The sequence below is a fragment of the Micromonospora sp. NPDC007271 genome (genome assembly GCF_040634005.1).
In the GTDB taxonomy this organism is placed as follows: Bacteria; Actinomycetota; Actinomycetes; order Mycobacteriales; family Micromonosporaceae; genus Micromonospora.
This window is the reverse complement of record NZ_JBEYER010000147.1, coordinates 1-12,920: the sequence shown is the minus strand read 5'-3', so window position 1 is coordinate 12,920 and position 12,920 is coordinate 1. Positions and strand designations below refer to the sequence as shown.

Genomic DNA, 12,920 nt, shown 5'->3' with positions numbered 1-12,920 from the left:
CAATGCTAAAGCGTCCGGCGTCCCTCGTATTGTGGTGGGGTGGCTGAGCGATCTCTGACCTTGATGGCGGTGCACGCGCACCCCGACGACGAGGCGACCAGCACCGGCGGCATCCTCGCCCGGTACGCGGCGGAGGGGATCACGACAGTGCTCGTGACCTGCACGGACGGGCGGTGCGGCGACGGGCCCGGCGGGGTCGAGCCGGGCGACCCGGGGCACGACCCGCAGGCCGTGGTAGCGATGCGCCGGGCCGAGCTGGCGGTCAGCTGCGAGGCGTTGAAGGTCACCCACCTGGAGACGCTCGGCTATGCAGACTCCGGGATGATGGGTTGGGCGACCAACGGCATGCCGGGCGCGTTCTGGAACACGCCGGTGGCGGAGGCGGCCGACCGGCTGACCGAGTTGATCCGGCGCTATCGGCCCGACGTCGTCGTCACCTATGACGAAAACGGCTTCTACGGCCATCCGGACCACATCCAGGCGCACCGCATCACCATGGCCGCCGTCGAGCGGACGAACATCCCCGCGAAGGTGTACTGGACCACCGTGCCGCGTAGTGCGTTTCAGGAGTTCGGCCGCGTCATGAAGGAGATTGGCGTCGAGTTTCCCGAGCCGGACGGGCAGTCGGAGGCGATGCCGCAGCTTGGCCTGCCCGATGACGAGATCACCACCTGGGTAGACACGAGCGGCTACGGCACGCAGAAGTTCGAATCGTTGGCTGCGCACGCCAGCCAGGCCGAGAACATCTTCTTCCTGCAACTTGGCCAGGAACGGTTCACCGAGCTGATGGGCGTGGAGACCTTCGTCCGGGTCCGCGACACCACCGATGCGCCGACGCCCGAGGACGACCTGTTCGCCGGACTGCGCTGACCAAGCACGCATGGCCGTCAGGGCCGGCGCCTTGCACCGTGATCAGACTAGGAACTTCCACCACGGAGGCCCGCTCACGGGACATGTTGGTGAGCATCTCGCTGAACCGTTCATCGCGCTCTCGGCAGGCGGCGGATGAACACGAGCGGGTAGCCACCCGGGTCGACATCTTTCAGGTCGCTCGTGTTCCAGGGCATGTCGTACAGCCTCCTTTACAGCGCCACGATGTGCGCCCGCGCACGTTCGGCCAGCTTGCCTGGCACGCGAGTACGGCGTCTCGACCCAGGCGGTCCGCCGAGACGAGCGCGACGGGTTCATTCACCCCCACAACCCGCACTGCTGCACCACGTCGATCCATACCTGGGACTGAGCGACGCAGGCCTCGCAGCAGTGCGTCAATGGCTTCATCAGCGAGACGAAGCCGGTTGATCCGCTGCGTTCCTTCCTGACGGCGACGGTGGCTATCCTGCAGCGATGCTGACGCAGCGCCTGGCGATGATCTGGTGACGACGTACCGACGTCGCGGGCATTGGCGAACACGTTCGGGCGGCACCCGGCACTGGGTGGCCACCCACCACGTGACCCGCTCGTCTGCCAGGTCCTCCGCGTCGCTGCTGCGGAGCTATGCGAGATCATCTTCAACGGCGCCCAGCAGCGCAGTGGGGTGGATCAGCCCGAATGCCCGCTGCCCCATCTGCGGCGCGGCGGTCTACTTCTACGCCAATCAGCACGGCAGCCGCGTCTTCTTCGACGGCCTTGGACCGCCGTGGCCCAAGCACCCGTGCACTGACAACCCCACGCGGCAGGTGACAACGGTCGGTGGTCGCCAAGCGCCCAGCGTCCGTGACTTCAGTATCGAACAGCGCCCGAGCGACATGCGCGACCGCCGGTGGAAGACGCACGTGGTTGAGGACGTCACGATCGAGGGCGGCCAGTCCGGATCACTCTTGAGCCGCTGGGTGGGTGCGGGCGACTCTCTTGGACCGTGTCGAGGCCGTTGCCCCTGCGGGCGGGCGACCTCGTATTCGTGAGAGCACGGCAGATGTCGTATTTCGACGCCGACGCGTGCGAACCCGCGGTCGTCGAGGATGCCGGGCGCCCCCCAGCGATCGCTCGCAGACTGATCACCGAACGGGACAGGCAGCACGTCCTGGCGACGCTCGCCGCGCGAGTCGCCGCAGGCGAGATGACACTCGACGAGACAGCGGAGGTAACGGTCGCCGTCCAGGCCGCCCGGACTCGCGGCGAGCTCGCCGACGCACTCAAGATCAGTGTCACGGACCTGAAGGTCGCGCCGCCTCGCTCCGGTGACCTGTGGCTGCTCGCGATCGCGTTCGTGCTTATGGTCGGGGCGACCAGCGCCGCCGAAGGCGGACGTTCCGTCCTGATGATGCTTCCCGGATTGCTGCTCATGGCGGCCGCGGTCTACGTCTCAACCCGGATATGGAGCGCGGGCCTCGGGTCCTCCTTGCCGTGTTGACAGCCCTGGTGGCGATCTGCCCCGCCGGCGCGCTCGGCGGTGCGATCCAGGTCGAGATCCTCCATCACTGACCGCGGTCCCACCAGCCGACCTCATCCGTCGGGGCTTCGCCACCACCATGACCGGGTTGGAGGCCCGCTGGTTCGGCGGCATCACCTACATCCACACCTGGGAAGGCTGGCTGTACCTCTAACGCTCCAATCACCCGACCTCGACCGCGCACTCTCGTGCCGATGAGCGGGCATCCGATCTTCCAGGGCAGGAGCGTCTACAAGCGCGGGGCCGGGCTGTGTCGCGTGTTGTCAATCTGCGGGTGCCGGCTCGGTGGGCCGCGGCGTGAAGCAGCGGATGATGTCGTCGGCTGCGGTGGGGGACAGCATCATTGCTTGGACTCGTGCGGACATTTCGGTGATCGGGTGGCCCCGGGATCCAATAGGTTGACAGTGAATGGATCAACCCGACCGACCAGATTCCCTGTCACCGAGGCCACGTCGGCCCGGGGCAGTGATGGGGGATCGCAGATGCGCGGGAGGCTGTACGACAGCCATGAGCTCTGCACCAGCACTTGCTGAGCCCCTTTACTTCACCGAACGTGGATCGGGGCCGCCCCTCTTGCTCGTGCATGGGTTGATGGTCACCGGCGAGATGTTCGCGCCGGTGATAGAGCACTTCGCCATCCGGCATCGCGTGATCGTTCCCGACCTGCGCGGCCACGGGCGGAGCCGGGGACTTCCGCCACCGTACGCGGCGGCGCAGCTCGCCTCTGACCTGTCGCGGCTGCTCGACCATCTGGGCATCGACTCCACCGCTGTGCTCGGCTACTCGCAGGGAGGTGCGATCGCTCAACAGTTGGTCCTCGACTTCCCCAACCGATGCGACCGTCTTGTGCTCGCTTGCTCCTTCGCGTTCAACATGGCGACCTGCCGCGAAAAGCTTGAGGGCCACCTCCTGCCGCTGGTGCTCCAGGTCCTCGGCATGCGGCTGTCGGCCAAGTTGGTCGTCTCACAGGCGGCGCCGCAGCTCGGCAAGGAACGCGCCGACTGGCTCGCCGCCATCATGGCGGACCAGGACCGCAAGTTGATGGTGTGCGCCTGGAAGCAGACGATGGCGTTCGACAGCAGGCGCCGGCTGGCGGAGATCGCATGTCCGACACTCATCATCGCCGCCTCGAACGATCAAGCCGTACCGATCCACCACGCCAAGATGCTCCACGACGGCATCGCTGGGTCCCAGCTGGTCATCATCGATGATGCTGACCATGCGCTGATCTGGACACACTCCGACGAGTTCGAGCGTGTGACCGACGGTTTCCTTGGGGCCTGATTGGGTAAGGTCCGGGCTCACGCTGGTGAGCCGGACGGCATCCTCAACTGCCGATGTCCGGATGAAACGTGGGCCAACTAGTTAGGCCACGCCGGTCAGACGGAGGCGAGGAACGCCCGCACCCGCTCCATGAGCAGCGCGGACGCCTCCGGGTCGTACGCCTCGAGCGAGGAGTCGGCGAAGAGGTGCTGGTCGCCGGGATAGACGAACAGCTCGGCGTTCGCCGTGGAGCCGGCGAGCTCGCGTGCGGCCGGCAGGTCCTCGTCGAAGAACTCGTCGCCCTCCTTGCCGTGGATCTGCACCGGCACGCCCTCGGGCCACGCCTCTCCGAATTCCGCGACCGGGAGGCAGGAGTCCATGAGGAGTGCCCCGCGGGCACCGGGCCGTGTCTGCGCGAGCCGCTGGGCGATCGTCACGCCGAAAGAGAATCCGGCGTAGACGAGCCCGGAGCCGAGTTCGTCGGCTGCGGCGATGCCGCGCTCCCGGATCGTGTCGAGCCCCAACTCCCGAGCGAATCCGAACCCCTCCTCGATGCTGCCGAACGTGCGGCCGTCGAACAGGTCCGGCGTGTGCACTGTGTGCCCGGCCTGTCGCAGGCTGTCGGCGAAGCTCCGGACCCCGTCGGTCAGGCCTTGGATGTGGTGGTAAAGCAGCACGTCGGTCACGGCGTTGAACTCCATGCAAACGATCGAAATTTCTGGAACTTTCCGCGATGCTAGTCTGTTATGCCATGGCCGACAACCCACCGGACTACGAGCTGGCCGATCGGATGGCGCTGACCAGACCGGAGCAGGTGAAGGCCATCGGCCACCCGCTCCGCACAACGATCCTGCAGCTCCTCCACGAGCGGGCCGCGACCGTGACCGAGTTAGCGGAGGCAGTCGAGCGCCCCAAGAGCACGGTCGCGCACCACGTGGACGTGCTTACACGAAACGGCCTGCTCCAGGTGGTGCGCACGCGGAAAGTGCGGGCGATCGAGGAGCGCTTCTACGGGCGCACCGCGCGCATCTTCTACGTGCCAGCGGAGCCATCACCCGCTGGCGAACAGATGCCGGGCGACTTCAACGACTTCGAGGTGGCTGCACGCGAGTCCGCGAAGGCGTTCGAGCAGGGAAAGCTCTGGGGCTTCATCCGGCATGCGCGCATCTCTGAGGATCAGGCCTCTCAGTTCTGGGACCGGATGGCGGAACTGGTTGATGAGTTCGACCGGATGCCGAGGTCCGGCGAAACCATGTACGGGTTCGCGATCGGCATCTATCCCACCGACCACCCGACACTGCCAGCAGCGGAGTGAACACCTGACGATCGACGGGCCGGAAGATCAAGTCGGGCCCACCCACCGTGTCCAGCTCGACGTCCTCGGCTGGCCGACGTCGAGTACGACCTCCCCGTGCCAGTAGCCGGTGATTATTCGGAGCGGAGTCCCGCATTCGGCAAGCCAAGGCATGCCTCGCGTTGCGGCTTGCACGGTCCTCAGAATGCGGCCGATCCTGTCTCATTGCCGTGGGCGGAGTGCCCGGATCTGCCGCTGATCGCGCGGTCATGCCGATGAGGGTCGTTAGTTAGTGCGGATCACTTCAACCGCAGTGGATCTGCCTCCACATGATGCGCAAGCCGACGGGACCTTGGGCCGGGTGCATGAAGGCGCCGGGGGCTATCCCGAGAGTGGTTAAACCTTCGGACTCGTAGAGTCGGATGGCGGTGATGTTGGTGTCGACGACGGCGTTGAACTGGATGCCGGCGTAGCCAGACCGGGTGGCCCACGTGACCAGGTCGCGCACCAACGCGCGCCCCACACCGCGCCCACGTGCGCTGGCGTCGACCATGATGCTGCCCGAGGCGACGTGTGACCCCTGGGCTGCTCGATTGGCGTACATGTTCGCGGTCCCCAAGACGGCTCCGTCGGCATCGCAGGCCACCGTGACGCGGCCAGGCGGCGGGGTCATCCAGGCCGCGCGTGTGGTCGCCTCATCCGGTGCCGCATCCATCGCGAAGGTCTCTCCCGCACGGGCCACCGCGGCGATGATCGGCCAGATACCGGGCCAGTCTTCATCGGCTGCCTCACGGACGATCGGCGCGGTTTCAGCCATGCGGGCCTCCGCTGATGTAGAGGACCTGGCCGGTGATGAAGTCCGCGTCCTCGGCGATGAAGAACTGGACGGCTCTGGCCACATCGTGGGCCGATCCCACACGTCCGCGTGGGATCTGTGCTGCCTGGACAGCCAGGTGCTCCTCTAGGCTGCGGCCCGCGCGTGCCGCGCTGATCTCGGTCATTGCTGTCTGGATGACACCTGGCCCCACGGCGTTGACGGTGATGCCGTGGGGGGCGAGGTCCAGAGCCGCCGCCCGGGTGAGTCCCTCCAGGCCTGCCTTGGCAGCGACGTAGTTGACACGTTCGGCGTCTCCGAGCGCGGAGATGCTCGAGATGTTGACGACACGGCCCCACCGCTGGGCGCTCATCAGCGGAGCGACGGCCTTGAGCATCAGGAAGCTGCCCCGCAGGTGCGTGGACTGCACGGAGTCCCAGTCCTCGATCGGCATGTCCAGGATGTGATTGTCCCGGGCGAAGCCGGCATTATTCACCAGGATGTCGACCGTCCCGAAGTAGTCGCGCACCTGGGCGACGGCACTGGCCACGGCGTCCACGTCGCTGATGTCGGCGGTCACGGGCACGGCGTTACCGCCAGCGGCTTTCACCTGCTCAGCGGTCCGGGCGGCGGCCCCGGCGTCGCGATCGACGACGGCTAGCTGATAGCCGGCCGCGGCAAGCTCTACCACGATGCCCGCGCCGATACCCGATCCGCCTCCGGTCACGAGAATTGTTCTGACACTCATGCGATGACGATGCATCAAACCTCATCGCAAGATCAAACGCGTTTCGCGGACGTCCGGATCTGCCGCGGACCGCGCGCACCTGGCTTCAGTAACCGGCGCAGCTCCGAGAGTGGGCCGGCCCAGTCCTCCAGGTTGCACTGTCGTGTTGGCGGTCGAAGGCGGGCCTCGCGCTCGCCGGATGTCGTCGGTTGCGTCAGCGTATGCTGCGCACGTAGCCGGTTTCGGCCAGGGCCTTGCCGTGGTCCACGTACGCCTCCGGCTCGAGCGGCGCCCACGTCGCCAGGCCGTCCACGTATCGGTTGAACATGCAGAAGGCTGCGGCGATGAGCACGGTGTCGTGGATCGCTTTGTCGTCGGCGCCCGCAGCCCGGGCATCTGCGATGTCCTCGACCGTGACGCTGCGTCCGTCCTCGCGTACCTTGTCGGCGATCGCCAGCAGCGTCTGCAACTTTGGTCCGACCAGCGCCCGGTCGCCGCTGGCGCGTACCTGGTCGACGATCTCGGCACGGTCACCCAGTAGATGACGGGCGACTGAACTATGGGTCTCGGTACAGAACGTGCACTCGTTGCGACTGGATACGTAGGCCGCGATGGTCTCGCGCTCGCCGGGGGTCAGCGACGACGGCCCGCGAAGTAGTGCCTCGGCGAGTGCGTTGAGCAGATCCCCCGTCTCGGGGTACTGCGTTATCGGGCCCACGATGCCAGGCAGGTTGGGCGGCAACTCAATGTGCGGCACGATAACCACGTCCGATCATGAGAGTCCGTGAGCTTGGATGCGAACCATCGTGGCCGCGGCGCGGATAGTTGTCCAGCTGAACATCGAGCCATATACGGTTGACCGCTCCATCGCACGGACCGGAGCCCGTCGATGACCGGCGGAGTTCGCGAGCATGCGAGCATGCCGATGACGGGGCATTCGCTGCTTCAGGATCAGTAGGCGGTCGGCGGCGCACCCGGCCGTGAGGACAGCTGTGCAGGGGGCCGTCATCACGGGCATGGACTGCGAGGCTTCCCCTCATCTGGCACCCCTGTGTGTCAAGGGGCTGCGGCGAGGGTTGTTCTTGGCTGGGGTGTGGCGGGTCCGGGAAGTGACTTTCCGAAGTGTCGATCTCGGGGTTCAGGTCGGCCGCGCTGGATTGCAGAGTCGCCCCCGCGTGTCCTCCCGGACCCGTCCTGACCAGTCTCGCGTCGGCCACCGTCTGCAGGTAGACGATGTCGGACAGGCGCCGTTTCAGTGCCCGTAGGGCCTCCATCGCGGTCTTGCCCGCAGCCAGTCTGCGCCGGTAGTAGCGGCGACCTTCGGTATCACGGTGCAGCTGCACGATGGCCATGATGTGCAGGGCCCGGTTGATGGGCCGGTTCCCGGCTCTGGAGAGCCGGTGCCGGTTCTTCTCGCCGGACGAGGCGTCGATCGGTGCGGTGTCGTTCCACGAGGCGAAGTGGGCGCGGCTGCTGAACCGGGCGATGTCTGCGATGTCGCCGAGCAGGCGAGCCGCGCCGGACGGTCCGATGCCGGCCAGGTCCATCAGCCGGCTTCCGGTGCTGACGACCAGGTCGGTGAGCTCCTGTTTCGCGGTTTTAATCTTCTTGTCGATGACGACGAGTTCGCCGATCAGCTCGGAGCCCAGCCGGCGGCGGGTCTTGCCGACCACGTCGCGCGGGCGCACGCTGCTCACAGCCCGTGCCGCGCACCTCCCAGGCCCGTGCCATCAGGGACCGAGCACGTACGAGCTGAGCATCCGGGTCGGTGGGCGAGCGCGCCGCCCAGCGGTCGGTCCAGGCGGCCTCGGTGTCGACCCGGCCGGTCGTACGGTCGACTCGGGACCCCAGCCCACCAGCGGTCGATTCGGCCAGCACGCGGATGTACCGGGCCCGGCGGTCGTAGTCACCCCGCGTGGCAGCCACAGGCTCCCGGGCCGGCCCGGTGTCGGAGCCGTACCGCGCCTGCATGCACGCCTCGCGCAGCACGGCGTCGTCCTGCGCCAGGTTGGTATCGATCTGGCGGGTGAGCAGCCGCCACACGGTCGAGATAACCATCGACGATGGTAAGCATCGGCTGGCGTCCGCCTGGACCCGGTTCCGCGCGCGCCTGTCACGCCAGGATGGCGACCACCCCGGCCTGCCGGCGCAAGTTCTGTCTCGCGGATTTTGTTCGGTCGGGGAGTCCTGGTCACCACGACGGATGCTCTCGCCGCCGCCTTCGGCGGCGACGACCTGGCCGGGCTCGTTGCGGTCGGCACCGTCATCATCGGCGATCCCGAGGTCGTCCGCCGTCTCGTGACGAGCGTGCATCCCGGGCAGTGGCCCACGCGCTGGCACATCACGATCCGCTGGGACAGGGCCGACAACTCGCCCGCCGGCGCGGCCGTGTGACAATCGGATTCATACGAATGGACATTGGCAACCGCCGACAACCAAGTCGGGGGATGCGCCTGGGCCGCGCCGTGGACCATTGAGCCGATACCTGCCGACAACCAGCGCGCTACTGTCGGCACAGAAGGAAATCCGCGGCGCGCGCTTCGGTGAGCAGCTTCTTGCGCTCCACCATTTCGACCGCATGCACCATCTCCATATATGCGGCTGGCCGGCAGTCGCGGCGGAGTCCGGCCCCTTCCCGCTTCGCCCTGATCCGCTTTGCCTAAACGCGGCTTTTGCTCCCATAGCTGAGGACTAGTCCCTTCAGAGGTAGGTCAACGTGGGGAGGCGGAATGCCACTCGGATACAAGGGGCGAGCGGGATGGATCCTGCTGGTGGCAGTGGTGCTGCTGGCGGGGCTGGCCGTGGTGGGATGGCGCTTCGTGCGAGATGGCGAGGTGACGGTGGGCGCGTCAGCCGCAGCCCCGAGTGGCGCTGCTGGTGAACCCAGCGCCAGCCCCCTTAGCAGTTCCCGCGCGGCCACGTTGTCCGAGCAACTGACCTCCGGGAAGGAGACTGACCTGCGGGCTGCGCTGGCGCTGCCATCCGGTCAGGCGCTGGATCCGGCGGCTGCCAAACAGTTGGCTTCGTTGGGCTCGATCAGCTTCGACCTCGGCACCTTCACATACCTCGACGGACAGACGGCAGAGGTCCAGGGCTCGGTGGCCACCCCGCCTGCCGAGATGAGCCCCAACTGGACTTTCACGCTGCTGTTCCTCGGAGGGGAGTGGAAGCTGGTGGACGGGAGGCCGAGCGCATGAAGCTCCGCAGTGCGCTGACCACGCTGCTGCTGGCCGCATCCACGCTGACCGTTCCGTCGACCGCTGCCCAGGCGGCAGGCTGCAGCAGCAGCTCCACCAGTGCGACCGCCAACCAGTCCGCCAGCCGGCGGCCTGTCATCTTCGTCCACGGCTGGATCTCCAACCGCGAGGGACTGGAGGGCGCCGGCAGAGCGCTGGAGGAACGGACCGGCAAACGCATCCAGCCCTTCTACTTCGACTACGGCAGCAACAGCACGACATGGGCGGCCGACAAGATGGTCGCGGGCTGCCTGGCCGACTACATCGCTGCCGTCTCTGATGCCTACAGCAGGAAGAGCGGCGGCGACCGCAAGGTCATTCTGGTTGGCCACTCGATGGGTGGCCTGGCGTCGCTCTACGCCGCCCAGGACGACAAGGCCAAGGACCGCATCGGCGGGCTGATAACCTTCGACACCCCCTATCTCGGCAGCCCCTTCGGCAACACCAAGCTCGCGAGCATGCTGCAGAGGCTGCAGCAGAGCATCGACAGCATTCTCATTCCACCGATGGGATCCGACGCCCAGATCTGCCTGGGGCAGCACAAGAACGGCGCCGGGCTGGCAGAAGGCTGCAACGCAAAGCTGCCTGGATACATGCCGGCCGCGGCCGGGGTGACCGCCATCGCAGGCGACATCACCGTCAAGCGCACATTCGGCCCCTTCCACCTGTACGACATCCCACTCAGCAGCGATGGCATCGTGCCCGTCGACAGCCAGCACGGCTACCTGCAGATCCAGAAGAAGACCGCGTGGCCGATGGGGCAGAAGATCCGCCTCAAGACTGACAGCTGCACCATCACCAACGACTCGATGATGCGAACGCTCAAGGCCGCCGGTCAAGGCGGCACGGGCGGGATCATCACCGCGCTGCTGAATGCCAACGCCGAGCTAAAGGTGGACGAGAACGCCCTGGACGGGCTACTGGAGGACCGGCTCACGCCGGCGCTGGCCCTCTATCTGGGCGTCGCCACCTTGACCGCCGACTGCAGCCACATCAAGGTCACCAAACACGGCCCCGCCTTGGATCACGCGGCTGACTCGCTCAAGGACTACCTCAATCAGCTGGAGCCGGGCACGACGGTCCGCGACCTGATGCCGGTCACGTCGGGCGGGAGGGTGGCCCCAGGCTGGAGCGTGGTGGATGGGACGGATGGGGGCGGGGTGGACTGCAGCTTCAACACCGCCAGCCCGGCGGCCAGGAGGGGCAACATCTACTACTGCAGCCCCAGCGCCGCGACGGCGGACGCCTGCTGGGTGGAGGCAGGGCGCAACTCCGTGCTATGCCTCAGCGACCCGATGAGCCGCAAGGTGATGCGGCTGGGGATGGAGGGCGCGGTCGGGTCGGCGCTGCCGACCGGCCCGGCCGAGTACAGCGGCACCCCGTCGCCCATTCGATTGGACCTCGACAACGGCGCACGCTGTCGGCTGAGGAACGGCGGCAGTTGGGGCATCCAGGAGAGCAACCCGAACCTCGTGGGCTTCTACAGCTGCGACAACGGCGAGGTGGTGTGGGCGAGCAGCCACAGCCGCACCGGCATCGACCAGTCCGGCAAGACTTGGACGGTCCGCACTGGCAGAGAGAGTGGCGGGCTTACGAGGCGCGAGGTCCACATAGCCTACTACGTGGCGACTGCTTAAACTGCAGCTGCCTCGCACTCCAGCTCACCGGGGTGGAATGGCAGGGGCACTTCGGAGGGCCCCGTCTGGTGTTCAACCGGCTATGAGAATCGTTCTGGTTGTTGTGACTGGAGCCCGTGACGTGGTCCACCTGATGTGAGAGCCCGATGCCCCGTGATGGGGCGGGAGGACGGATCACCGATGGGTACGACGGCATACGCCGGAGCAGATCATCCGCAAGCTGCGCGAGGGTGAGAAGCTCCTTGGCCAGGGCAGCAGCCTGGCCGAGGTGTGCAAGCAGTTGGAGGGTGGGGAGGCGACCTGGCATCGGTGGGTGGCCCAGTACGGCGGGGATGAAGGCCGATGACGCGAGACGCATCAAGGAGCTGGAGCGGGAGAGCGCCCGGCTGAAGAAGATTCCGCTTCTGCCGATGAGCGGATGCTGGCGCGATGATGACCTGGGTACTTGTGGTGCATGTTCGACGGTTTCACTGACAAGCGGATCGACGTCGGAGAGGTGGAACTCCGCGTGCGGTATGCGGGGCAAGGGCTTCCGGTTTTGCTCATCCACGGGCATCCGCGTACGGGATCGACGTGGCATCGTGTCGCACCGCAGCTGGTGGATCGCGGGTTCACCGTCGTCTGCCCTGACATGCGTGGTTACGGGCAGTCCGGCAAGGCAAAGATTCTCCCCGACCACTCGCAGCAGTCCAAGCGCGTGGTGGCAGCGGACATGGCCCGGCTGATGGATGCGCTGGGCCATGCAACGTTCGCCGCTGTCGGGCACGACCGCGGCTGTTACGTGGCGTTACGCCTGGCACTGGATCATCCCGACACGGTCAGCCAGCTGGTGGTCATCGACGGTGTGCCCATCAGTGAGGCCCTCGCTAGGTGCGATGCGAAGTTCGCCCATAACTGGTATCACTGGTTCTTCTTCGCGCAGCCGGACAAGCCTGAGCGAGCGATCACCGCCGATCCCGATGCGTGGTACAGCAGCAACGTACGGCCCGAGAGCATGGGAGCTGAGAACTACCGGGAACTCCGGCAGGCTATCCACGATCCAGCAACCGTCCGGGCGATGCTGGAAGACTACCGCGCCGGCCTCGGCGTCGATCGGGAGCACGAGGAAGCCGACAGGCATGCCGGTCGCACCATCCGCTGCCCGACGCTGTTTCTGTGGTCGAGCCGCGACGACATGGAAGACCTATATGGTGACCCGCTCGCCGTCTGGCGCCCTTGGGTCGACGATCTACGCGGCCACCCGATCGAATCCGGACACCACGTCGCTGAGGAGAACCCCGAGGACCTGACGGCAGCGCTGCACCGCTTCCTCGGATGATGCTCCGGCCCCGCCCAGTGCCCGCTCATGCCGCGATGCGGGCGGTCGTGTCGATGGCGTGAGTGAGAAGTCGAGCGTGTGACACGTGCTGCTCGGTGCGTCGCTACGGCAGCTCATCGCTGCGGGGCTGCCGTACCACGTCCAGGTACCGTCGGTGGCTCGCCCCGTAGATGGCGAAGTTGAGCCGGGCATCGCTCAGACTGACGTCCCCATTGGGGCCACCGGCCACCACGCCGGCGTCC

General features: G+C 66.7%; 15 protein-coding genes and 1 pseudogene. 9 read left to right on the top strand and 7 right to left on the bottom strand.

The window, feature by feature from the left end:
- Nucleotides 1–39 precede the first annotated feature (39 nt).
- Nucleotides 40–870 (top strand): PIG-L family deacetylase, encoded by an 831-nt coding sequence (locus ABZ570_RS31860; protein ID WP_358071541.1) that lies wholly within the window; start codon nt 40–42, stop codon nt 868–870.
- Between the two features lie 318 nt (nt 871–1,188).
- Here the strand turns inward: ABZ570_RS31860 and ABZ570_RS31855 are convergent, their stop codons facing one another.
- Nucleotides 1,189–1,410, bottom strand: a complete 222-nt coding sequence (locus ABZ570_RS31855; protein ID WP_358071539.1) for a hypothetical protein — start codon at nt 1,408–1,410, stop codon at nt 1,189–1,191.
- A gap of 502 nt (nt 1,411–1,912) precedes the next feature.
- Here ABZ570_RS31855 and ABZ570_RS31850 point away from each other — a divergent pair.
- Complete coding sequence (locus ABZ570_RS31850; protein WP_358071537.1) at nt 1,913–2,350, top strand: DUF1707 domain-containing protein; 438 nt, start codon at nt 1,913–1,915, stop codon at nt 2,348–2,350.
- A 447-nt stretch (nt 2,351–2,797) separates the two neighbouring features.
- The gene (locus ABZ570_RS31845) at nt 2,798–3,673 is read left to right on the top strand and encodes an alpha/beta hydrolase (RefSeq protein ID WP_358071535.1); all 876 of its coding nucleotides are present in this window, start codon (nt 2,798–2,800) and stop codon (nt 3,671–3,673) included.
- Nucleotides 3,674–3,768: 95 nt separating this feature from the next.
- Here ABZ570_RS31845 and ABZ570_RS31840 read toward each other — a convergent pair whose 3' ends face one another.
- The gene (locus ABZ570_RS31840) at nt 3,769–4,353 is read right to left on the bottom strand and encodes a dienelactone hydrolase family protein (protein WP_358071533.1); all 585 of its coding nucleotides are present in this window, start codon (nt 4,351–4,353) and stop codon (nt 3,769–3,771) included.
- A 50-nt stretch (nt 4,354–4,403) separates the two neighbouring features.
- Here ABZ570_RS31840 and ABZ570_RS31835 point away from each other — a divergent pair, with 50 nt between their 5' ends.
- Nucleotides 4,404–4,967, top strand: coding sequence for a winged helix-turn-helix domain-containing protein (locus ABZ570_RS31835; protein ID WP_358071531.1), 564 nt, complete (start codon nt 4,404–4,406; stop codon nt 4,965–4,967).
- A 283-nt stretch (nt 4,968–5,250) separates the two neighbouring features.
- On the opposite strand, the gene ABZ570_RS31830 is transcribed toward ABZ570_RS31835, so the two are convergent.
- The 4 genes from ABZ570_RS31830 to ABZ570_RS31815 form a co-directional block, all read right to left on the bottom strand.
- Entirely contained in the window at nt 5,251–5,763 is a 513-nt protein-coding gene (locus ABZ570_RS31830) for a GNAT family N-acetyltransferase (protein WP_358071529.1), read from the bottom strand.
- Entirely contained in the window at nt 5,756–6,508 is a 753-nt protein-coding gene (locus ABZ570_RS31825) for an SDR family oxidoreductase (protein WP_358071527.1), read from the bottom strand. Before ABZ570_RS31825 ends, ABZ570_RS31830 begins: the two co-directional genes overlap by 8 nt.
- Nucleotides 6,509–6,701: 193 nt before the next feature.
- Nucleotides 6,702–7,244: a carboxymuconolactone decarboxylase family protein gene (locus tag ABZ570_RS31820; RefSeq protein ID WP_358071525.1), complete on the bottom strand. Its 543-nt coding sequence runs from the start codon at nt 7,242–7,244 to the stop codon at nt 6,702–6,704.
- On the bottom strand, nt 7,231–8,184 hold the full coding sequence (locus tag ABZ570_RS31815) for a transposase (protein ID WP_358071523.1): 954 nt from the start codon (nt 8,182–8,184) through the stop codon (nt 7,231–7,233). Before ABZ570_RS31815 ends, ABZ570_RS31820 begins: the two co-directional genes overlap by 14 nt.
- 472 nt (nt 8,185–8,656) lie before the next feature.
- Here ABZ570_RS31815 and ABZ570_RS31810 point away from each other — a divergent pair, with 472 nt between their 5' ends.
- The 5 genes and pseudogenes from ABZ570_RS31810 (at nt 8,657) to ABZ570_RS31790 (ending at nt 12,678) form a co-directional block, all read left to right on the top strand.
- Nucleotides 8,657–8,881 (top strand): hypothetical protein, encoded by a 225-nt coding sequence (locus ABZ570_RS31810; RefSeq protein WP_358071521.1) that lies wholly within the window; start codon nt 8,657–8,659, stop codon nt 8,879–8,881.
- 377 nt (nt 8,882–9,258) lie between these two features.
- On the top strand, nt 9,259–9,684 hold the full coding sequence (locus tag ABZ570_RS31805) for a hypothetical protein (RefSeq protein WP_358071519.1): 426 nt from the start codon (nt 9,259–9,261) through the stop codon (nt 9,682–9,684).
- Nucleotides 9,681–11,360: an alpha/beta fold hydrolase gene (locus ABZ570_RS31800; protein WP_358071517.1), complete on the top strand. Its 1,680-nt coding sequence runs from the start codon at nt 9,681–9,683 to the stop codon at nt 11,358–11,360. Before ABZ570_RS31805 ends, ABZ570_RS31800 begins: the two co-directional genes overlap by 4 nt.
- Before the next feature lie 208 nt (nt 11,361–11,568).
- Nucleotides 11,569–11,758: pseudogene (locus tag ABZ570_RS31795) on the top strand (transposase); the annotation flags it as partial.
- A 56-nt stretch (nt 11,759–11,814) separates the two neighbouring features.
- A complete protein-coding gene (locus tag ABZ570_RS31790) occupies nt 11,815–12,678 on the top strand; it encodes an alpha/beta hydrolase (RefSeq protein WP_358071515.1) in 864 nt (287 codons plus the stop codon).
- A gap of 103 nt (nt 12,679–12,781) precedes the next feature.
- Here ABZ570_RS31790 and ABZ570_RS31785 read toward each other — a convergent pair whose 3' ends face one another.
- A complete protein-coding gene (locus tag ABZ570_RS31785; protein WP_358071543.1) occupies nt 12,782–12,907 on the bottom strand; it encodes a CPCC family cysteine-rich protein in 126 nt (41 codons plus the stop codon).
- Nucleotides 12,908–12,920 lie beyond the last annotated feature (13 nt).

Excerpts from the sequence above, each read along its gene's own strand:
- ABZ570_RS31850 (WP_358071537.1), top strand. The coding sequence starts at position 1,913 with ATGTCGTATTTCGACGCCGACGCGTGCGAACCCGCGGTCGTCGAGGAT.
- ABZ570_RS31845 (WP_358071535.1), top strand. The coding sequence starts at position 2,798 with ATGGATCAACCCGACCGACCAGATTCCCTGTCACCGAGGCCACGTCGG.
- ABZ570_RS31825 (WP_358071527.1), bottom strand. The coding sequence starts at position 6,508 with ATGAGTGTCAGAACAATTCTCGTGACCGGAGGCGGATCGGGTATCGGC.
- ABZ570_RS31790 (WP_358071515.1), top strand. The coding sequence starts at position 11,815 with ATGTTCGACGGTTTCACTGACAAGCGGATCGACGTCGGAGAGGTGGAA.
- ABZ570_RS31835 (WP_358071531.1), top strand. The coding sequence starts at position 4,404 with ATGGCCGACAACCCACCGGACTACGAGCTGGCCGATCGGATGGCGCTG.
- ABZ570_RS31830 (WP_358071529.1), bottom strand. The coding sequence starts at position 5,763 with ATGGCTGAAACCGCGCCGATCGTCCGTGAGGCAGCCGATGAAGACTGG.
- ABZ570_RS31840 (WP_358071533.1), bottom strand. The coding sequence starts at position 4,353 with ATGGAGTTCAACGCCGTGACCGACGTGCTGCTTTACCACCACATCCAA.
- ABZ570_RS31800 (WP_358071517.1), top strand. The coding sequence starts at position 9,681 with ATGAAGCTCCGCAGTGCGCTGACCACGCTGCTGCTGGCCGCATCCACG.